At 38.2% G+C, this 21,575-nt stretch carries 14 protein-coding genes; 6 read left to right on the top strand and 8 right to left on the bottom strand.

Translation table 11 applies throughout. The features are described from left to right. The first annotated feature begins 634 nt into the window (after positions 1–634). Positions 635–1,033 carry a glycerol-3-phosphate cytidylyltransferase gene (gene tagD / locus F0342_RS04125; RefSeq protein WP_149154768.1) on the top strand — a complete coding sequence of 133 codons (399 nt, stop codon included), beginning with the start codon at positions 635–637 and terminating at the stop codon, positions 1,031–1,033. Continuing rightward, positions 1,026–2,201, top strand: coding sequence for a CDP-glycerol glycerophosphotransferase family protein (locus tag F0342_RS04120; protein WP_149154767.1), 1,176 nt, complete (start codon positions 1,026–1,028; stop codon positions 2,199–2,201). The genes tagD and F0342_RS04120 overlap by 8 nt, the downstream gene beginning before the upstream one ends. A gap of 53 nt (positions 2,202–2,254) precedes the next feature. Here the strand turns inward: F0342_RS04120 and F0342_RS04115 are convergent, their stop codons facing one another. From F0342_RS04115 to F0342_RS04105, 3 genes are all read right to left on the bottom strand, one after another. Continuing rightward, the gene (locus F0342_RS04115) at positions 2,255–4,642 is read right to left on the bottom strand and encodes a CDP-glycerol glycerophosphotransferase family protein (protein ID WP_149154766.1); all 2,388 of its coding nucleotides are present in this window, start codon (positions 4,640–4,642) and stop codon (positions 2,255–2,257) included. A 207-nt stretch (positions 4,643–4,849) separates the two neighbouring features. Further along, on the bottom strand, positions 4,850–8,401 hold the full coding sequence (locus F0342_RS04110; RefSeq protein ID WP_149154765.1) for a PA14 domain-containing protein: 3,552 nt from the start codon (positions 8,399–8,401) through the stop codon (positions 4,850–4,852). 272 nt (positions 8,402–8,673) lie between these two features. Further along, the gene (locus tag F0342_RS04105) at positions 8,674–10,467 is read right to left on the bottom strand and encodes an LTA synthase family protein (RefSeq protein ID WP_149154764.1); all 1,794 of its coding nucleotides are present in this window, start codon (positions 10,465–10,467) and stop codon (positions 8,674–8,676) included. A gap of 192 nt (positions 10,468–10,659) precedes the next feature. On the opposite strand from F0342_RS04105, the gene F0342_RS04100 reads away from it, so the two are divergent. Then, positions 10,660–11,709 (top strand): NAD(P)H-dependent glycerol-3-phosphate dehydrogenase, encoded by a 1,050-nt coding sequence (locus F0342_RS04100; RefSeq protein ID WP_262481633.1) that lies wholly within the window; start codon positions 10,660–10,662, stop codon positions 11,707–11,709. A gap of 45 nt (positions 11,710–11,754) precedes the next feature. On the opposite strand, the gene F0342_RS04095 is transcribed toward F0342_RS04100, so the two are convergent. The 3 genes from F0342_RS04095 to F0342_RS04085 are packed head-to-tail and all read right to left on the bottom strand — an operon-like array spanning position 11,755 to position 15,977. After that, entirely contained in the window at positions 11,755–12,939 is a 1,185-nt protein-coding gene (locus F0342_RS04095) for a glycosyltransferase family 4 protein (RefSeq protein WP_149154762.1), read from the bottom strand. A gap of 5 nt (positions 12,940–12,944) precedes the next feature. Beyond that, positions 12,945–14,474, bottom strand: a complete 1,530-nt coding sequence (gene murJ / locus F0342_RS04090) for a murein biosynthesis integral membrane protein MurJ (protein WP_188048401.1) — start codon at positions 14,472–14,474, stop codon at positions 12,945–12,947. Between the two features lie 18 nt (positions 14,475–14,492). After that, complete coding sequence (locus F0342_RS04085) at positions 14,493–15,977, bottom strand: O-antigen ligase family protein (RefSeq protein WP_149154760.1); 1,485 nt, start codon at positions 15,975–15,977, stop codon at positions 14,493–14,495. A 307-nt stretch (positions 15,978–16,284) separates the two neighbouring features. Between F0342_RS04085 and F0342_RS04080 the strand changes: the two genes are divergently transcribed. The 3 genes from F0342_RS04080 (at position 16,285) to F0342_RS04070 (ending at position 19,267) form a co-directional block, all read left to right on the top strand. Then, entirely contained in the window at positions 16,285–17,013 is a 729-nt protein-coding gene (locus tag F0342_RS04080) for a WecB/TagA/CpsF family glycosyltransferase (RefSeq protein ID WP_149154759.1), read from the top strand. 27 nt (positions 17,014–17,040) lie between these two features. Next, positions 17,041–18,147 (top strand): glycosyltransferase family 4 protein, encoded by a 1,107-nt coding sequence (locus F0342_RS04075; RefSeq protein WP_149154758.1) that lies wholly within the window; start codon positions 17,041–17,043, stop codon positions 18,145–18,147. A gap of 73 nt (positions 18,148–18,220) precedes the next feature. Then, on the top strand, positions 18,221–19,267 hold the full coding sequence (locus F0342_RS04070; protein WP_149154976.1) for a glycosyltransferase family 4 protein: 1,047 nt from the start codon (positions 18,221–18,223) through the stop codon (positions 19,265–19,267). Positions 19,268–19,532: 265 nt separating this feature from the next. Here the strand turns inward: F0342_RS04070 and F0342_RS04065 are convergent, their stop codons facing one another. Next, positions 19,533–20,582: an LCP family protein gene (locus F0342_RS04065; RefSeq protein WP_149154757.1), complete on the bottom strand. Its 1,050-nt coding sequence runs from the start codon at positions 20,580–20,582 to the stop codon at positions 19,533–19,535. A 159-nt stretch (positions 20,583–20,741) separates the two neighbouring features. Continuing rightward, positions 20,742–21,374: a YigZ family protein gene (locus F0342_RS04060; RefSeq protein ID WP_149154756.1), complete on the bottom strand. Its 633-nt coding sequence runs from the start codon at positions 21,372–21,374 to the stop codon at positions 20,742–20,744. Between the last annotated feature and the right edge of the window lie 201 nt (positions 21,375–21,575).

Here is a 21,575-nt window from a genome sequence, read left to right as displayed (position 1 = left end):
GTTTGGCGTTCTGGTATTCTTTGATGGTTTTAAAGTGATTAGAAAAAAACTGAGAAGTCTAAAGCGTATTATAATGTGAAGGCTATATAATTTCAAATGTCAATGAAATTGACATTTTTACACTAGTTAGATTACCCGACCGTAGGAAGAAATAATACATTTAAGTTAAGTATAACTTCTTCAATTAAATAATTCACTCAATGAACTGACCAATGTTATCAGAGATTTTAGTGCCAAAATTAAACGGGGAATAATAAAATAGAAGTCATCTCAAAACAGTATAAATAAGAGAAGAAGATATGCAAAATATTAACATTGTAAAGTTTATGTTAATTATTTTAAGATGTTGGGTATAAGGATAAAGATTCACAAATTGTTCCCATAAGAACCCATTGCTAACTAGTGAATGGTAAAGTAGAATTAGTAGTATATGTTAATGTCAGAAAATAGTTTCATTTATTATTGATTTGTAATTTTACTATTACAGTATTGTAAAGACAATATGTTAAAGTTATGCACAGTTGGTATTTTGATAATAACAAACTTGCTGATTTGCATTTATATATTCATAGCTTACATTTTAGGACTAACTTTCAATATTCTTATAATCTTTCTACTAGGAGGAGAAACATAAATGAAGAAAGTAATCACGTACGGAACATTTGACTTACTTCACTGGGGCCACATTAATTTACTGAAGAGAGCTAAACAATTAGGGGATCACCTAACTGTTGCTATATCATCCGATGAATTTAATGCATTAAAAAATAAAAAATCTTACCATAGCTTTGAAAATAGAAAAATGATTTTGGAATCTATACGTTATGTTGATGAAGTTATTTCTGAAAATGACTGGGAACAAAAGATCTCAGATGTAGTAGATAATGATATTGATATATTTGTAATGGGTGATGATTGGAAAGGTGAATTTGACTTTTTAAAGGATTATTGTGAAGTTGTTTACCTGCCAAGAACAATCGGAATCTCGACTACAAAAATTAAGAAAGATCTTCTAAAAGTTAATAATGGTTAGAGAAGTCGCCATTACCATTTATTTATTTATTTTTAGTTTGATCTTTGCTTTCTTTAAACGATTTTCTCTACAGAATAAAGTGGTCTTTGTCGTGTCTTTTAGTGAAAATAATCAAAGTATATACAAAGAAATGATACGACAAGATTCAACATGTCGTATCATTTTTTTAGCTACAGAACAAATGTATCCGACTTTTTCAAAATTGGATGGGGCATCAACCTTATTTTTTGAATGGAAGAACCCGGTACAGTTTCTGAAGGGGATTTACCACTTAGCTACTTCTAAAGTAGTAATGGTTGATAATTACTACGGCTTCCTTGCTCAAATTCGGTTTAGGGATTCTGTTCAATGTATCCAGTTATGGCATGCAAATGGTGCGATAAAAAAGTTCGGGTTAAAAGATCCTTCAAATGAGACAAGATCGAATAGAGCCATTCAACGATTTAAAAGAGTCTACAATAGCTTCGACAAAGTAGTTGTAGGTTCTGAAGCTATGGCTGATATTTTTAAACAAGCATTTGGTGTGGAAGATCAAAGGGTTGTAAGAACAGGAATTCCAAGAACAGATATTTTCTTCAATCATTCGAAGCAAACGAAAATCGTGCAGAATATGTATAAGCAATACCCTTCTTTAAAAAACAAAAAGGTCATATTATATGCGCCGACCTATCGAGAGAAGGATCTGCAGGATTTTCAATTGCAATTGAATCTTGAGGAATTACTGAGCCAGTTAAAGCAGGAGTATGTACTTATTATAAAATTACACCCGGCTATTAAAAGTGAAATAGATATTCCAAGCGAGTTTGATCATTTGGTGTATGACTTTTCTGATTATCATAGTATGAATGAATTGTTATTTGTATCAGATCTTCTCATTACAGATTATTCTTCAATCCCATTTGAATACTCATTATTAAATAGACCGATCATTTTCTATTTGTATGATTTAGAGGAATACTTGAAGGAAAGGGGAATGTGGGAAGATTATCTTGAATTTCTTCCAGGTCCTATTGCGTATACGACTAAAGACATAGGAGATATCATTCGAGCAGAAAACGTTGATTACGAAAGAATTTTAAGATTTTCTGAGAAATGGAATGAGTACTCTAAAGGATTAGCCAGTAAAAATATTGTAGACATGCTAAGCGATCATTTAAGGAACCAATAAAAGACCCGCCATTTTTGGCGGGTCTTTTATAATAAAGAAGTTATAGGAAACCTCTAAATGATTTGGTCCTTTTTTAAGAACTGCACAATTCTTAATGTGTTTTGTCTATCATCATAATGATTAATCTTTTTATAATTATTAACATATTGATCCTCTAGTACATAGTTGTCTTCAATCGCTTGCTTAACTGTTTCCATAAGATCCTCAATTGAATAAGCGATAGGTCCAGGTGCATTTTCATCATTTACAGGAGGGATCGCTTTATATTGTCGAATCAGATAATTTTTTTCTTCCCAGTAGAAGATAGGATATGCCCCTCTGAATTGTGCATCGTAAATCGCTGATGAATAATCTGTTATAAATACATTTGAAACTTTCAAAGCTTCAGATGGATTGTCAGATATAATATGCTTATATTCAGGCATATTATTATAAATAAACTGAGAAAATTTATTATGTGGGACAATCAATAAACGGTTTAGCAATCCTTCTTTTTCAAAAGACTTAATAACTTTCATTATGGTCTTATAATAAGAAGTTTCCTCGATTTTGTTGTTGTAAATCAGTCCCTCTTCCCAGTATCTATAAGTTGGCATGAATGCAATCTTATCAGCATCCGGTTCTAACTTGGCATAATCAAAGGTAGCTAATCCTGTTAAGATTAAATCTTCTCGATCATACTTCATTTTATAGAATTCTCCGGCTTCGAGTTCTGAGCTGATAACTGATTTGTACATATTATATAAATTCTTGTCCTTATGGAACCCAAATGCCATAGGATTATCCACTGGTTTTGCAAACATGATTCCGTGCTGTAAGAACACAAGGGGAACTTCCATGATCTTGTTTCTCAAGCTATCAATATAAAGGCGATCATTTAATAAGTGATTAGAAAGTTCACTTGAAATAAAATAATCAGCATTAAATATAGACAGATAATGTCTAAAGCTATATTTTTCAATAACATTTTTTCCGTATTTCTTTTTCATGTAAGGGTAGTGACTTGAATCTTTGTTTAATATAAAGAAATTCTTTGATTTTGGAGTAGCTGCCTCCATTACCTTTTCAAAGACTCTGAACCCGGACTCATCGGCTTTGTCACTCTTTTTTTCAAAGTAAAGATTAGTATTCTTATCTTGTTCACTATTGAATGCTGAGACTATTTTAGCGATGCTGATTTTTATTCGACTTCCTAGAGTGTATTCCTTAGAATAAGGAATAATCGTGGAAGTGAGATTTCCATTTAAATTGGTTCTGATAACATTTAACTGATCCTTATATTTACGGAAGGTTAATGTTTTTACTTTTCGATCATGGTATTTCAATTTTAAGTTGTGAAGTAAGCGATCCTTACTTCCTACAAAAAAATTATTATGAATTTTTTCATTAATATAAAGAGAAGAAATTGGAACTTTAAAAAAGCCATAACGTTTAAGAATTTTAACGTTTTTGAACGGTCTTATGAATTTTCCGATTGGTTGTTCTGAATTTCTTAAATATAAGTAATCGTATTTTTGATCGGAATTGTGAGCATAATGAGTGAAGCGACCAAAGATGTAGAAGTTATTCATTCCTGAAAACACTTTCAATCTTGGCTTATGACCCGTTACATTATAAATGTTGCTTTTACCAATATAGATACCTTTACGTTTTAGATAAATATAATAGCGGGCTTTATTGATTACTAATATAGAGAGTATATGTTCGCCTTTAAAATTACTGGCAATAGAAAGATCAAATAGTTTTTTGGGCTTTTTCTTTTTAATTCTTCTAAAGTTTATCGTCTTTGGGGTCTCGGAATAATGATTGTGCACAATAAGTTTATTCCGGTCAAATAATGCAACATCTAACTTAGGATGTTCTTGTAAAGTATTCATAAGCACTTTAGAAATGTGTATGCATCTATTGAGAGTATCGTATGTCACAACTAAATGATACATTTCATAGTTGGCTTTCGACATCAATATAAATCTAGAAGTACCTAATTCAAAATCCAAGTCCAAAGGATATTCAAATGAATCATCTAACTCTTCAGTGGTGAAGAAGTCTTCAATAACATAGATGGGCTCCATTCTTTCATTTAAAAGCTGAAGTCGGGCCAGACCCAGTTGTTGTAAAGTTGCCTGTTTTGTATAATTATCAACATGGAATGAATAACGATTTTCTGAAGAGACTGTTGATGGTTTAGTCGTTTCTTTAAGTAAATAGATCTTGTTGTCTAATACATATAGGTATAATAGAAATTCGTTCTCATCATTAGTGATTGTATGCTTTACAAGTAGTTGATTTTTTATTTCATAATCCATTAAAAACATTGATCGATTAGTTTCAAGAGCTGAAGTATCCACTTTAATAAAATCATTAATATCTTTAATATACAAATGAATAAGAGAGTTGTTTAACTGGATTACTTCAATCATATTATTGTATACGTTGCTCATAACACACCTCTATTTCATTAATAATTCAGTTTATTGTAAAAAACCTCATAAAACCCATTATAGAATTTTTTATCGCTTTATACAACTTCATGTTAGTTTTTGTTAAAAGTTGTCGATTTATTATAATTAGTAGTGGACTTCATCACGTTATTTTTGTTTCTCACAAAAAAGCTGCTGAATGTAATTCAGCAGCTTTGTGTAGATGAATTAATTGAATACAGGCACATCATAAATCAATGTGTAATTGTATAATTGACTGTACACTTGATGGATCATAAATGTTTGTTTTATAGCCCAACCGATGTCTGTAGCATATTGGTGACTACCCGGATTCTCTGGGTTCCACCGCATCTTATATAAAGTATCTTGTCCTACAGATATATAATCCTCAGCTATAAAGAAGGCACCGCCCACGATCGCTTTCTCAGGTGTAAACCATCCTCTTTCATATGCATATAGAGCCCCGCATTCTAATGGACAACTATCTTTGGCATTAATTCCATACATATTATAAACATATTTATCTGGTTTTTCACCGCTGTTAGCTAAGCGGGGAGTACCGTTTTCCACTACTATTCCCACTCCAGTAGCCAGTCGTGATGTTCCATTCCCTGTTTCCAGTAAAGCATGAGCAATTAGGTAAGCTTCATTAACATTGTACTCTATACCAGCCTGGATAAATGTTGCTGCCTGGTTTGTTAGGATTCCTTTATTAGCAAGCACCGTACTGTTCACTTCGCTGATATCCAATCCGGTTGATCCTGATAGTTTAAGGAACTGAAGGTATTCTCTTGAATCTTTATTACTATAGTTAAGAGGGTTAACCAGTTGCTCAATTGCACTTGGCTTAGCGTTCTGCCACCCATAATAATTGACTTCATACCATGTATAACCGTCACTACCCTTAACTTCATCCAAGATCCTTAAAGAATAAGGATTAGATTTTGATGAAGAAATACGTGTGACTTCCCAGAAGTTTGTTCCTGGTCCATCGCGTAGAGCCCAATTATAATTATAATCTATAGTCCCCACACCATCTGAAATACTGATGAATCCATCACTGCGGATGTAAGTATCATATGTGAAAGGGTCGATTTGAGCTTTAGCATTCACCTGAGTATTTACCATGCTTTGAAGATTGGTAGAATACGAGGTCGATTGATACTCTTTAACAATTCCTTTTTGTTTAACAAAATCCAATGATAGATTTGCGGCACCTGTATATTCTGAATATTCGACGCGAATCTTGTGAGTGCCTTCTGAAATGTTTACGTAGTCACTGATTTTATGGCTACCGATATCAGTCATTTCATAAACGAGCTTATCATCGACGTAAACCTTTAGTGAATCATCAACATTTCCGATAAGACGATATAAACCACCTTCAAATGTTAATTCATTTTCGAAAGTTGCTGAGAAGTGATTTGCAGGTATCGTGTGATGAGGTGAACCTGACTCCCAACTAAAATTCAATTGTTCATGTACCTTTAGGATCGGTGTTCCCTGCATACTGGTATTATCATAGTATTTCGCGACCCACCCATCAGATTTTACGAAATCCAGGGATAATTTTGCCCCGCCTGTCAGCTCAACATATTCGACACGAACATCATGTTTTCCTTTAGGAATTTCAATGAATTCTTCCAGCTTATGACTTCCTGGTTGAGTGATATCATATACTAATTGATTATCAATATAGACTTTAACTAAATCATCACTTCTGCCGGCTAACTGATAAATTCCACCTTCAAAGGTAAGAGTTCTTTCATAAGTGGCAGAGAAGTAGTCTGACGGGATAGTCGAAGCGGGTGAACCATAGCTCCAATCAAAACTTAGTGCATCATGTTCTTTCAGAACGGGAGTACCTTGTAAATCTTTATTATCATAATACTTAGCTACCCAACCCTGAGGAGAATCAAAATCTAGTGATAATTTAGCATTTCCGGATAATTCCACATACTGAAACCTAATCTGGTGATTTCCATTAGGAATCTCGATTAATGTGTCTATCATGTGATGACCAGGTTGATTGATTTCATATACTAGTTTGTTATCCACATAAACCTTTAGCTTATCGTCAACCTGTCCGACTAATTTATACATTCCTCCTTCAAAGTTTATGTTTTTTTCAAGGATTGCAGAGAAATTATCCGCTGGAATGGAAGGAGCCGGAGAACCTGACTTCCAATTTAAATTTACATCCGTATGTTCTTTAATGACAGGGGATCCCTGTAATTTCGTATTATTATAATATTTGGCTACCCAGCCGTCAGGTCTTGTAAAGTCAAGGGATACCTTGGCTCCTCCAGTATACTCTACATATTGCACCCGAACCTCGTGGGTTCCTTTTGAAATTTCGACTAATTTGTTGAATGTATGATTACCTGCAGAATTTATATCGTACACCAATTTGTCATCGACATAGACTTTAATCAGGTCATCTGCTTTACCGGTAAGGTTGTATACCCCGCCTTCGAAATTCATATTCTTTACGAATTCAGCAGAGAAGTAATCTGATGGAATACTCGAATGAGGTGATCCGCCACTCCAATTTTGATTTAATTTGCTTATTGAATCATAGATCGGAGTACCTTTGAACTTTTCATTCGGATAGTATTTTGCCAGCCAACCATTGGACTGAATGAAGTCTAATGATAAACCGGCAGCACCAGTGAATTCTTTGTATTCAACATATATCTTGTGTGTTCCGGGGGAAATGTCAATGAGTTTATTCAACTTATGATTACCCGCATTGTTGATACCGTACACTAATTGCCCGTCTATGTAGACATTTACTGCGTCATCAACATTTCCTGCAATATAGTATTCCCCACCTTTAAAGCTTATTTCCTTTTCGAATGTAGCAGAAAAGTAGTTTGTAGGAATAGTTGATGCAGGAGAGTTGTATCCCCAATTAAAGTCAAGCTCATCATGCTCTTTAATAATAGGCATACCTTGTAAATCTTTATTATCATAATACTTGGCAACCCATCCTTCTGGTTCAGTAAAGTCCAGGGCTATTTTGGCTCCCCCGGTATATTCTGTGTATTGAACACGAATTTGGTGATTGCCTTGAGGCACTTCGATTAGCTTACTAACTGTGTGACTACCTGCTTTATTAATTTCGTAAACTAATTTATTATCAATATACACTTTTGCCAAGTCATCTACTTTGCCTGTTAAATGATAGACACCGCCTTTGAACGTGATGTCCTTCTCAAACTCAGCAGAAAAGTAGTTAGTAGGAATGCCTGGTCCAGGAGATTCTGATCCCCAATTGTGACTCAGCTCTTCGGACTGGTGGTTTTTTATGAGGGGCGAACCTTTAAAGTTCACGTTATCATAATATTTTGCTGTCCAGCCTTCTGGTTTCTCGAATTCCAATGACAATTTGGCATTACCCGAAAGTTCAACGTATTCGACATGAACCTCATGATTACCAACTGGGACTTCCACCCATTCATCAATCATATGATGTCCTGCTTTATCAATTTCATAGATTAATTGATTGTCAATGTACACTCTTACTTTATCATCGACTTCACCAATTAATCGATAGACTCCGTTTTCGAATTCCATTACATTCGTAAATCGAGCAGAAAAGAAGTCTTTCGGAATACTGTTGTCTGGAGAATTACTTCCCCAATTAAAATCTAAAGCTGCGTGTGATTTAACTATTGGTTCGCCTCCGAACTTATCATCCCCATAATACTGAGCCTTCCACTCACCATTTGTGGTGGCTGCTTCTACATTTGACATAGGATAAAAAACACTAAAAAGGCCGATTACCCATAACAATGACAACAAATAATACTTAGAAAACCGTATTATCACTAACACTCCCTTTAATAATAATTTTTCATAACCAATTTTATTACAAATATGTTAAACATGAAACATCTTTTTAATAAAGTTGTTGAAATTTGTAGAAAAAACAAAAAAATATCATGTATGTAAAAATATACTTTTTACATTTCAAAAAAATACGCTGCCGGATTGGCAGCGTGCATTGTTGGTGAAAATGAAATAGGTTATTCCTTTATTCGGTAATAATCCCCTTTAATGATCAAATTGGAGACATGAATCAAATGTTCTTGGGAGGGTGATAATCCTTTATTTATTTTATCCTTTGTAATATAAAGAGGGGTGTCGACATATCCGCCACTTGGAATGATGACATCTCCTGAAGACTGGGTAAATAAATTCAAGCCTAATCCATTTGAAGGTGATACGCCCATAATGGATGAAATGGTAGGGTATACATCTATTTGACCTCCTATGGTTTGAATAATCTCTCCTTTTATTGAAGGATTATAAATAAGTAATGGAACAGTTGCATATTTTCTGTACCATTCTTCCGACGAAATTTTTTTCTTGATTAAGAAATCTTCCAGCATTCCCTTATCACTCTCGAAAATCCCATTATGGTCTCCATAAAGAACGATGATGGAATCCTTAAGAAGTTCTTCCTCTGTTAATTTGTCTAGAAACACAGAAAGGGATTCGTCCGTATAACGTACTGTTTGAAAGTAATTCCCCAGCAGAGTATCCTTCAATTCATCAGGTAAAGAAAGGGTATGTTTATCTTCTGGAAGCTCATAGGGAATATGATTCGTTAAGGTAATAATAAATGAATAAAAGGGGGTGGGCTGTTGTTTTAACAGATTTGCAGTCTCAGAAAACATTTCTTTATCTCCGACACCCATACCAATTAATTCTTTTTGTGGAAACTGTTCAATTGATACATATTCATCAAACCCTAAAGAGGGATACATATTGTTTCGATTCCAGAATGTACTCTCGTCTGCATGAACAGCAAGAGTCGAATATCCTTTTTCCTGTAGGGTAGTAGCTATGGAGTGGTATTTATTAGTAGGGTAGCGAAAGAAGACGGAACCCGATTTTAAAGGGAATAAGGAAGTTTGGGTTAGGAACTCTGCATCAGAACTGTTTCCACCGATCGTTTGAGCATAGAAGTTTGGGAAATAGATACTGTTCTTGATCAGTTTATTTAGTGTCGGGGTGATTTCTTGCCCACTGACTTTTTGATTTAAAACGAAATTCTGAAGTGATTCTATTTGAATCATTATCAGGTTTTTTTGTTTTCCTAAGTGTTTAAACTCATTTTCCCTTGATGGTACTTGTTTCTGGTTGAGCTGATCTTTAATAGTAGATTTAGCAGAAGCAGATAAAGAGAAATTTATATCCTGGATATGATAAAAAGCATCAATCACATGATGTCCCAGTAATCCGTACTGAACCACAACATCTATAGTATCGTATGCTTGCAGAGGGTTATCTACTTTATCAATGTACAACAGTTTTACAGGTTTAAGGAGAAGGCCCATCAAACCTAATATAAAAAATGGAATGAATCCCGCAATTAACCGTCTTGGTTTACGGTAAATAAAACGTTTTCTAAAGATAAGGACAGGGAAGAGTATAAGATCAATAAAGAATAAAACATATTTTAACTGCACCAAAAACAGGATACTATCACCCAGACCCGAAAGATTATTGGTTTGATAAAAGGTGGAAATTGTGATGGGTGAGCTAAAGTAATCTAAGTAGAGATTATTTGAAAGTAGAATCACCGTAATTATAAGATTGATGACAATTGAGTAAAGTAGCCTCAGCTTGTTGCGGAAAAAATATGAAAAAGCATAAAAGATTAATAAGAAACCTAAAGAAGTAGAGAAGACTCCACTTGAAAGTGTTGTGGTTGAAAAAGTATGAAAAAGGACGATTTTAAACAGGATCAATAGATAAATGATTTCATTAATTCCTTGGAAAAGGGTAAAAGAGTTGTTATCAGAAGTTTGCATTCCTTCATTGCCACCTACTTACTTGAATATAGTATTTAAATTTTAGTGTATGATATTACATATGAATTATTCCTAATGAGTCGTATTCACTATTAGCAAAGTCTATATAATAGAAGAAAATTATTATGGTATACTATGTGGAAATTTTAAAATGAAAGCGTCCACATACAAATGGATAGGCGGTGTACAATCATGAACCAACAACCAATCGCAGTCATAGGTACAGGAAGCTGGGGGACAGCCCTTGCAATGGTACTGGCTGACAACGGCTTAGACGTGAAGATATGGGGAAGAAGCAAAGAAACTATTGATGAAATCAATCAATATCACAGAAACGAAAGATACATAAAGAATGTAGAGCTCCCAGAGAATATTGTGGGACATCTTGATCTGAAAGAAGCATTGGAAGGAGCTGAAACCATTATACTCGCGGTTCCTACCAAGGCTATGCGGGAAGTGCTCGCACAGATCCAGGCGGTACAAGAAGGGGCCCTGACTATTGTACATGTAAGTAAGGGGATTGAGCCTGAATCATTGTTAAGGATATCCGAGATCATCGAGGATTCAATGAAACCTGATAATCTGAAGGATATTGTCGTATTGTCAGGACCGAGTCATGCAGAAGAAGTGAGTTTGTGCCAACCGACAACGGTAGTAGCGGCTTCAAAGAATCCGGATTCGTCCATTATGGTGCAAAACATGTTCACGAACCATTATTTCAGGGTGTATACGAATACGGATATCGTCGGAGTCGAAATAGGCGGAGCCCTTAAGAATATCATCGCTTTAGCGGCGGGAGTGGCAGATGGATTGGGGTATGGAGATAACGCGAAAGCGGCTTTAGTGACGAGGGGGCTCAGTGAGATTTCGAGACTTGGTTCGAAGATGGGGGCGAATCCCCTTACGTTTTCAGGGTTATCGGGAATCGGTGATCTGATTGTGACATGTACAAGTGTCCATTCCCGTAATTGGAGAGCCGGGAATATGCTTGGAAAGGGTATGGCATTGGAAGAGGTCCTCGATAATATGGGGATGGTTGTAGAAGGTGTAAGAACGACGAAAGCGGCTAAGCAGCTGGCAGAGAAATTAGAGGTGAGCATGCCGATCGCCGATGCTTTATATGATATTCTCTTTAATGGAGTCCAGGCGAAGGAAGCTGTGGATCGGTTGATGCAACGTAACAAAACCCATGAAATGGAAGACCTCGTCGTATTGCTTGAAAATAAATTGATCCAAGAGTGAAAGAAAACCGTGAATCCTTATATGGGCTCACGGTTTTCCTACTCTTTATCTCCCTGCCGTCTTTCCATTGATCGCTTTCTCGTAAATTTGCTCATATCTCTCTGCGGCAAAAAGATGAGAGTATTCCTGTACGATTTTTCTTCTGGCATTTTGGGCCAGTTTTTCACCAAATTCGGGGTCATCCAGTATTTCAATGATGGCATCGGATAATGCTTCTGTGTCTCTTTCCTCCACCAAAAGTCCGTCCTGATGATCGTGTATGATTTCTTTCAGTCCACCGACGGCACCGGCAATGACAGGAGAGGAGGAGCCCATTGCTTCTAATGCAGAGATGGATGTTGCTTCCTCTACGCCGTACGAGTGTATGCTGGGCACGAGTACAATATCAGACACTCCGTATAAATATTTCATTTTTTCATGGGGAACGGTGCCGAGGAGAAGGACGTTCTCATCAAGGCCCTGCTTCTCCACTTCAATTTTTATGGCGGGCATTTGTTCACCGGTTCCTGCGTAAACCAATACCGTATCGGGATGTTTCGCCAATACTTTATTCAAGGCAAGTGTAGGATAGATCACTCCGTTTTTCTCCGTCATCCTTCTTGGAACAAACAGCATTTTCTTGTCTTTGGGTATATTGAATTCATCCTTAATGGTGGACAAATCAAGCTTCTTCGGATCGAAATCTTCTACATCAATGAAGTTTTTAATCGAAGTCGCCTCTATCCCCGCCATTTTATAGACGTAATCTTTGATGCGCTGATCCACGGTCACGACTTCAGCTGCCAGGGAATAGGCTTTCTTCTCCCTCTCTCTGATCAGTTCATCCTCTTTGCTTCCTTCCTTGATGGCACCCCTGCTGATCGCTTCGAAGGAATAGTACCCGTGAACGGTTTCCACAACAGGGATACCGGAAGTCTCCGCAGCGAGGGTTGCATAGACATCTTGAGTGTTTACAACATCATACTCCTGCTTTAGTCGGTTGAGATGTTTTTGGATCAGGGTCATCCGGTTTTGATCGTTCATGACCTGGCCGGCACCGGGCTTGAATTTACTGGCGATGAAACCTGGAGCCTGGGCATAGGCTTTACGGATAATTGGATTCAGCTCGGTAAAGGAAAGGACATCTACATGATGACCTCTTGCTTCTAATCCACTTTTCAAAGTAGAAACATGTGTGGAAAGTCCGCCCTCATGCGGATAATCAAAGATGGTTGAAAGTAAGATTTTCATCGTTATTAGCTCCTTTTCACAATAATCTTTCTTGCTAATGGTTGAATGGCATTGACCTTGAACACAATGGAAAGGGCAAGGTAGCCTGCGAAAATCAGGAATGAAACAGCGATCGTTTCAAGAATGACGTTCATATCACCCGGGATCAGGTTCATCAGTGGGATCACAAGGATCAGGACGCCAATCGTAACAAGGGTCAGCTTGCCTGCTTCTTTACTGAATTCCTTCGTATAGTTGTTTTTATCTTCATAATTCTTTAAAAGATACAGGAAGAGGACGAGGCACTGCATCAGCATTGAGATACTGGATGCAAGGGCAATACCGCCAACCGCCATAAACTTGGATAATGTAATACTAAGCACAATATTGACCAGAACGGCTCCCAGACAGGAATACATGGCAACCTTGGTTCTTTTCAGGGCGTAATACCCGTTCATGAGAAAGTCACGTAAGGCAAAGAACACTAAGCCAAGAGCATAGTAGAACAGTGCCTGATTGGTGATGCTGGTGGCTTCTTTGTCAAAACTTCCCCGCTGAAAGGCAATTTCGATTAAATTGTCGCCTATCAAAACCATAAGAAGCGTAAAGGGAATACTCGCGAATAGTATAAGAGACGTTCCCTTTTGGATGATGCCGAAGAATTTCTTATAGCTTTCCAATACTCCTTCCACCAAGGAAGGATACAGCACTGTAATCAATGGCGTCAGGATCACACTGAGTGGTAGCCATAAAAGTCGATTTCCATAGTTCAGGGCAGAAACACTCCCGGTCTCGAGACCGGTTGACACCATTCGATCGACCAGGCTGTTTAATTGAACACTGATGGCAGCGATGATGATCGGGTAGAAAAGGATCATGATGTTGAAGATTTTCTGTTTGTGTTCCCGGAAGTGGAAGTTAAACCCGATCTCTGACTTTTTGAAAGAAGGATATTGAATAAAGAACTGACCGGCAGCCCCGATCAATACCCCGATGGACAATCCATATACCCCATATGTATTCGCCAGTAAAATCGTAGCCAGGATGATGACCACGTTTTGAATGGTGGCTGAAAACGCCGGTAACACAAATTTTTTATTCGCATTGAGAACCCCTGTGGAAATCGACGTTAACGTAAGGAAGACCATGCTTGGAATCATGATTCTTGTAATCTTTACGGCCAGGTCCACCTGATCGGGAGTAAACCCAGGGGCCATGACTTTTATCAGTGGTTGAGTGAAAAGCATGGTCACAGCGATAAAAAGAAGGGAAAGAACCAGGAAGAATGTTCCCAATAAGCTCATGAGCTTACGGGCATCCCGTTCGTCCTTGCTACGCTCCTCCATGAAAAGGGGAATCGTCCCGGCCTGGATCGCTGTCCCTATGGCAGTAAATAACAGGGTAGGCACGAGGCTCGAGACAAAGAAGACATCCGCTACCTCAGAAGTACCGAAATAAGCAGCGATGATACTCTCCCGTGCGAAGCCCAGAATCTTTCCTAAACCTGAAATGATGGTGACTAATCCTATTGATTTAACTAAAGTGGGTATTTTCATTGAATTCCTCATTTGCTATCATCTTGATGACTCATCCTCCAAGAGGTCTCTCTCCTTATACAGAAAATAACCTAATAAAGTGTAAAAGTAGAGAGTAAGGATCTTCTCTTCCAATACGTTATAGAATAGGGCCATGAGTAAGGCGGCAATCGTAAGGGAAAAGAGGACGGGGGTGATGGTTTCACTCCTTCTCTTCCAAAGCTGAATCATGATCCCGACTATAAAGAATAGAACAAATAACGTACCGATCGTTCCAGTTTGAACAAGGAATTGTATGTATTGATTGTCGGAATACATGCGATCGGGTAATCCGTATTGATCTGATATGGGAGAACCATAGCTTAATGTGGCGGAATCACCAAAGGTCCCGAATCCGGTACCGATGACAGGATGCTCCATATAGATGTCTATTCCCTTGAATACGACATATAATCTGCCCCATTCTGTACTTTTTTGAATAATGTCATCCGAAAAGATTTCCTTGAACCGATTTGAAAAAGTGGATGATGGGCTTTGTTTAGTATCATTATGATCCTTCTCATCTTCTATGTCATGTTCATCGACTTGAGAGGAGGGATTCGTTCGGTCAGGACTTTCTTGCGCTACATATGTCTTGGCGGCATTGGCGGGATAATAAATGACACATAAACCAATAACCACTATTACCACAAAGGATTTAAGCATTTTCCAGTCTTTCCTTAATAGAATGTAAAGGATGAACGCAATCCCGAAAGCCAATATGGAACCTCTTGAGTAAGTAAGACAGAGAACTCCGAGCATGAGTATAGCAGCACTGATGAGTGGCCATTTGTATTTATGATACGTTTGGTAAGCATACAAGGTGGCAAATAGACAGATGGATAAATAGGTGCCTAACACATTCGGATTCGCTGTAAGGCCGTACACTCTCATCTCATTGACAGAAGACAAATTCCAATTTTCCCAAGCCACCGGGACGAAAAGGGTTCTTGATGAGATGAATTCGATCAATCCATGGATCGAGAGAATCGTACCCATGATGACTGTTATACCGACAAAACGCTTAATATCCTTACGGGTAAACGTGAGTTCTCCCAGGACGAAAACCAGTAAAAACGTAATCAGAAAGGCTCTATTTTGAAAAACAATCGCCTTAAGTTCAACCCCTGTAGTAAATGCAGCGATTGTCCCAGTTAAACAGAATAATATGATTCCGCTCGTCACAAGATATTTTGTGAGTCCCGTGAAGGTCTTCTTATGCTTTATGTATTCAATGATTGTCAGCACAAATAGAAATACAATGACGACGTCTCCTAAAAGTTTAAAACCATTATTTATTTCTATTAGAAATGGCCTAATAGGGAAGTATACAAATAATAGCAGTAATCCACTCTTCTTTTCCTTCCACACGAGAAATAGTGTCAAAACGATCGACACGAGTGACACGGCGATATGTGTGAATATCAATGGCAACAGAATACTGATGCCGAAGAGAAGCCCGAGATGTTTATTCTCTGTAAACAATTAAATTCCACCCTTCAATCTACGTAACACTTATCTAAAGGTTACTTCTAGTATTAGCTTAATAAACGAATTTATAGTTTTATTTAATTTTTTGTAAAGATTCATAAAGAAACGATAATAATTTGATTACAATTCTAAAAAGGGACCGTTTCTATTTTATTATAGATGCGGAACGGAAATTCCTTTATTTATGATGTTGGATTACGAATTGTCATTTTACTGTAATCATTCTTAACAGAATAACTATTTCAGAATGAACGCACCTAAGATAAAATGAACATGAGAGAAATAGGAAAGGTAGTCGGCCATGAAGAATGAATCAGTGCAAATATTAGATATTCCTTTCGTGAATAAAACGAAGGATGATATAGTAAATGACCTTTATAATCAATATCTGAAAGAGGAGAAAAAAGCCTTTATCGTAACGGCAAATCCGGAAATCGTCATGCATGCACGTACAGATACAGATTACCTCTACACATTAAGTAAGGCGGATTACATCATTCCCGATGGCATAGGTGTGGTCATTGCCTCCAGACTGAAGAAACAGCCTCTGGTCGAGAGAGTGCCGGGGTTTGAACTAATGGAAGAGCTCCTGACTTTATCCAATGAACATCCATTTAGAGTATACATCGTCGGGGCGAAACCAGAAGTACTGGAAAAGGCAGTGGTCAATGTGAAGAAAAAATATCCTAACCTTCATTTGGTTGGATACCATCATGGTTACTTTGAGGATGAGAATGAAGAGATCATTCATGGGATCCAGGAATCTGAACCCGATTTAGTATTGGTTGCACTTGGCTTTCCCCGACAAGAGAAATGGATTAAAGAAAATATGAGCCGCGTCCAAAAAGGGGTCTTCATCGGAGTCGGGGGCAGTATCGATGTACTCGCCGGACATGTGAAGAGAGCTCCTGTAATCTGGCAAAAGGTTCATCTGGAATGGTTCTACCGCCTGCTGCAGCAACCATCAAGATGGAGAAGAATGGTGGTCCTGCCACAATTCATCTTTCATGTATTAAAGTCAAGAGGATAACTTATAGTGGAGAGGAGGATTTGATTCATGAAGATATTACATCTCAATGCCGGAAACGAAAGTGGTGGAGGCATGTATCACATCCTTTCTTTACTAAATGAGTTAAACCGGGAAGAGTTCTATTTAGGTGTTTTTGAAAAAGGTGAAATGTACGATCGTGCCCGGAGTCTGGATATTCAGACTGTATTATTCAATCAGAGCTCCAGGTTTGATTTTTCAATATTAAAAGAGATCATACATTTCATTCGGTTAAACAGTATCGACATCATTCATACCCATGGAGCAAGGGCAAATTGCTACGGGGCAATGATACGATCTTTTGTCGATGTAAAGTGGATGGTGACCGTACATAGTGATCCGAGAGATGACTTTATGGGAAGAGGTTTATCAGGGAAGCTTTATACTTTTCTAAATCTGAAAGCTCTAAAGCAGGCAGACCATCTCCTGGCCATTTCAGACCGATTTAAGCAAATATTACTGGATAGGAGCATTCCCGATGAGAAAATCACCACTATTTTAAATGGTATCGATTTCGATAAAGAATTGGAAGCTCCACTTACAAGAGAGGAATTAGGGGTGAAAGATGGTGATTTTACAATCATTATGGTGGCAAGGCTTGAAGCGGTCAAAGGTCATAAGGTAGCTTTGAAAGCCGTGCGGAATCTGATTGAAAATCATCACACTAACATAAAAATCCTCCTGATTGGTGATGGCTCTGAAAGGGAAGCTTTGATAAAGTATTCAGAAGAACATGGGATTTCCGGTCATGTCGAATTCTTGGGACACCGGAATGATGTAGAGAGAATCTACCCCATTGCGGATGTAGCCATTCTGACCTCATACAGTGAAAGTTTCCCCTTGGTTCTACTTGAAGCGGCCAGGGCAGGTGTTCCGGTAATGACAACGGACGTTGGCGGAGTGGATCAGCTCATTCCGGATGATAGCTACGGCTGGATCATTCCCGTTGAAGATTCAGATCAACTTACGGAAAGTCTTGAATCTGCCATGAGGAAAAAGAAAGAGGGAACTCTCATCCTTATGGGAGAAAAAATAAAAAAATACAGCAAAAGACATTTTTCGGTAGAGCAATTCGCCAATAACGTTTATAATGTATACTTGAAGCTAGGAAAGTAAATTGAGTATGTATTAATTACCTGTTTCGCAAGTAAAGGTACCGGGTAGATTAACTACAAGAGGTGTGACAATGATGTTAATTCTAACCTTAATCATATGTTTTTTGTTAACTTTGGGGATAACCCCGTTTGTGAAGAAATTTGCCTATAAAGTGGGCGCCACGGACCAACCCAATGTCCGTAAAGTCCACCAGAAAATAATGCCTCGTCTTGGAGGTCTCGCTATCTATATAGGGTTTATCGCAGGATTTCTGATTTTACGTCCTGATGACCCTTATGCAGGGGCGATCATCCTGGGAAGTGCTGTCATCCTCTTAACCGGGATGGCGGATGACATCTTTGATTTATCTCCCCGCCTTAAATTATTGGGGCAGTTGACAGCGGCGTTTACAGTGGTACTTGGTGGAGTTCAAATCGAATTCATTAACCTGCCTTTTGGTGGTGTGCTGGAGTTCGGTATGTTCAGCATTCCGATTACCATCCTCTGGATTGTGGGGATCACTAATGCAATCAATCTCATTGATGGATTAGACGGACTGGCTGCAGGAGTATCGACAATTGGGCTTGCGACAATCGGTTTCATGGCGATGCTTAAAGGTGACGTCTTTGTTATGTCCCTCGCATTGATCCTGATTGTCAGTACACTCGGATTTCTGTATTTCAACTTCCACCCAGCGAAAATCTTTATGGGTGATACAGGAGCACTGTTCCTTGGATACATGATTGCTGTGCTCTCCATGCTTGGGTTTAAAAATGTTACTATGATTTCCCTTATCGTTCCGCTCATTATCTTAGGTGTACCTATTTCAGATACGTTCTTTGCGATCATTAGAAGAATTGTCAACAAAAGTCCATTATCTGCTCCTGATAAATCGCATTTGCATCATTGTTTATTGCGGATTGGATTTACACACAAACAAACCGTCATCATCATTTATGCGATTGCAGCGATGTTCAGCTTAGCGGCCATCATATTCTCAATGTCGACGCTGTGGGGCGCAATGATTGTGATAGCGGTACTACTCATAGCAATTGAGTGGTTCATCGAGAGTATCGGACTTGTCAATTCAAATTATCAACCGTTGATAAAGTTCGTTAAAGCGAGAGCGACAAGAAAATAATCATGAAAAAGAGTAGAGACTCATTTGTTCTCTACTCTTTTTTTTGGCTCTTTTCGTAAAGTTTGTTGCTTATTGTTGAGGAGAAAGTAATAGTTGATTTCCGCTACAGGATGCTCGCTTTCCGCGGGGCTGGTGGTGAGCCTTCTCGGCTTTGCCTCCGGGGTCTCACCATTGTTAAAAACAACAACCCTTGTGAAAAGAGCCTTATTTTTAGATGAAAAATAAAACCTGCAGATGGGTTTCTGCAGGTTTTAATCATTATCCATTAATCATAAGTAGCAGAAGAAGTCTCTTCTTCACTCTGTTCAGAGTAATCAATATCTCCAGCTGTTGCTCGATTGACCTCAAGGTGATCTTGTAATTCAATACTCGTATTGGCCAGGCTGGTATCGTCCAATAACCAATAATACACATTTTCAATATAAGTATCTTCCCCTTCAAGGGAAAGAGTGTTCAAGTCCAACTGTTTCTTTAACCCGTAACTGGAAAGAGCTTTCATCTCGTTAAAGGTCATATTGGTTTCCATATTGTCCCCGATGGCTTGGATGATATCATCATATTTGGTCAAGGCATTGGCAGATACTGCTTTCTTCATTACGCCTTTAAGGATTTCCTGTTGACGTTTACCACGTTCGATATCATTATCCTTTTTCCGGGTTCTGGCCAGTGCTAAAGCTTCTTCCCCGTCCAGCGTTTGCATTCCGGGAAGTAAATGAATGGCGTTTGCTGTATCCTTTGAGTTTTGTTCATATAACTCATAAGGTACCTCTACATTTATACCATTCAGTGCGTCCACGACATCAATAAATGCATGGAAGTTCATTTTCACATAATAATCGACAGGTATATCAAACATGGTTTCAACCGCTTCAATGGAAGCTTTAGGTCCACCATACGCGTGTGCGTGGTTAATCTTCGTTTTGTATCCTACTTCTGGTAAATAAACATAGGAGTCACGGGGGATACTTACGAGTTTAACGGACTTTTCCTTTTCATTAAGGGTGGCGAGCATCAAGGCGTCAGAACGGGTTGATGAGCCGAAGTTACGAGTATCACTTTCATCGACCCCGATAAATAAGATGGATACATTATCGATGTTGGGATCTACCTTTTCTTCCCGAAGTTCGGATTTCTCGCGGCCGTCTATATTATTGTACGAATCATTAAAGACGGTTTCAGCTTTTTTATACAACAGTGCCCCGTATCCAGCAACAGAAAACGTGACGATGAGCAGGGGGATGATGAGAAAGAACACAATCCTTCTCCTGCGTTTCTTCTTTTTCATACTATTACGATAATTCCGTTCAATCGACATATATAGAAAAACTCCTTTTTCGAGTAGTCACACCAATAAACAATATTCGACGTATTATATCAATTTCTATTGTACTACTTTACCTATAAAATCGTAAAATGAAATTTATATTACAAGAGAGACGGACCTCGAAATTCGAGGTCCGTCCCTTCAGAAGTACTATATCGATGACTCCAAGTATTCTACATTACCCTCGGAAATTTCACCCTGCCCATTCGTAAGCTCCGTCATCCAATCCACAAACTGCTCCTTAGAAGCTTCTTCCACATACACTTCAATCTCGACAGCATCTAGGTAATGGATTTCTTTCAATTGAAAGGTAGACGATCTTACTTCATTTTCAACTTTACCTAGCCAAGTATAGTCGATCTTCGTTTTCATCACCCTCATAAGACGTCTTTCAACAATCCCGGTAGCGTTGAGGCCTTCAGACGTTGCTCGCCCATACGCCCGGATAAGTCCGCCGGCACCAAGTTTGATTCCCCCGAAATAACGCGTCACAACGACGACTGTGTCTTTGAGGTCGCGCTTTTTTAATACTTCAAGCATCGGGACCCCGGCTGTGCCACTCGGCTCCCCGTCGTCATTCGCTTTTTGAATCAGGTTATTTTCACCAATCATATAGGCAGAGCAGTTATGATTGGCATCATGATGCTTCTTCTTGATAGAGGTGATGAATTCCTGTGCCTCTTCTTCGGATTCGGCACGATTGACATAGGTGATGAATCTGGAACGTTCAATATTGATTTCATGCTCTCCATAACCCTTGACAGTATTATAGTGATGTAGCAAACTCATTTCTCCTTTCCCTCTTGTCGCAGCTCCCGACAAAATACGCTCTTTTCTCCTAATACTACTATATATAAAAATGATGCATAATGCACAAAATGAGAGGCACATAGGGTATTGTGTCAGGTAAAAACTGGTTCTACATGAAATAATGGTAATACAATGTAATAAAACTTTAATCTCCGACAATATGTGACATGGTAT

Origin of the sequence: Bacillus sp. CH30_1T, from assembly GCF_008364765.1 — a bacterium.
Lineage (GTDB): Bacteria > Bacillota > Bacilli > Bacillales > Bacillaceae_B > Rossellomorea.
This window is presented reverse-complemented; position numbering and strand designations above follow the sequence as displayed.

Excerpts from the sequence above, each read along its gene's own strand:
- tagD (WP_149154768.1), top strand. The coding sequence starts at position 635 with ATGAAGAAAGTAATCACGTACGGAACATTTGACTTACTTCACTGGGGC.
- F0342_RS04120 (WP_149154767.1), top strand. The coding sequence starts at position 1,026 with ATGGTTAGAGAAGTCGCCATTACCATTTATTTATTTATTTTTAGTTTG.
- F0342_RS04115 (WP_149154766.1), bottom strand. The coding sequence starts at position 4,642 with ATGAGCAACGTATACAATAATATGATTGAAGTAATCCAGTTAAACAAC.
- F0342_RS04110 (WP_149154765.1), bottom strand. The coding sequence starts at position 8,401 with ATGTCAAATGTAGAAGCAGCCACCACAAATGGTGAGTGGAAGGCTCAG.
- F0342_RS04105 (WP_149154764.1), bottom strand. The coding sequence starts at position 10,467 with ATGCAAACTTCTGATAACAACTCTTTTACCCTTTTCCAAGGAATTAAT.
- F0342_RS04100 (WP_262481633.1), top strand. The coding sequence starts at position 10,660 with ATGAACCAACAACCAATCGCAGTCATAGGTACAGGAAGCTGGGGGACA.
- F0342_RS04095 (WP_149154762.1), bottom strand. The coding sequence starts at position 12,939 with ATGAAAATCTTACTTTCAACCATCTTTGATTATCCGCATGAGGGCGGA.
- murJ (WP_188048401.1), bottom strand. The coding sequence starts at position 14,474 with ATGAAAATACCCACTTTAGTTAAATCAATAGGATTAGTCACCATCATT.
- F0342_RS04080 (WP_149154759.1), top strand. The coding sequence starts at position 16,285 with ATGAAGAATGAATCAGTGCAAATATTAGATATTCCTTTCGTGAATAAA.
- F0342_RS04075 (WP_149154758.1), top strand. The coding sequence starts at position 17,041 with ATGAAGATATTACATCTCAATGCCGGAAACGAAAGTGGTGGAGGCATG.
- F0342_RS04070 (WP_149154976.1), top strand. The coding sequence starts at position 18,221 with ATGTTAATTCTAACCTTAATCATATGTTTTTTGTTAACTTTGGGGATA.
- F0342_RS04065 (WP_149154757.1), bottom strand. The coding sequence starts at position 20,582 with ATGTCGATTGAACGGAATTATCGTAATAGTATGAAAAAGAAGAAACGC.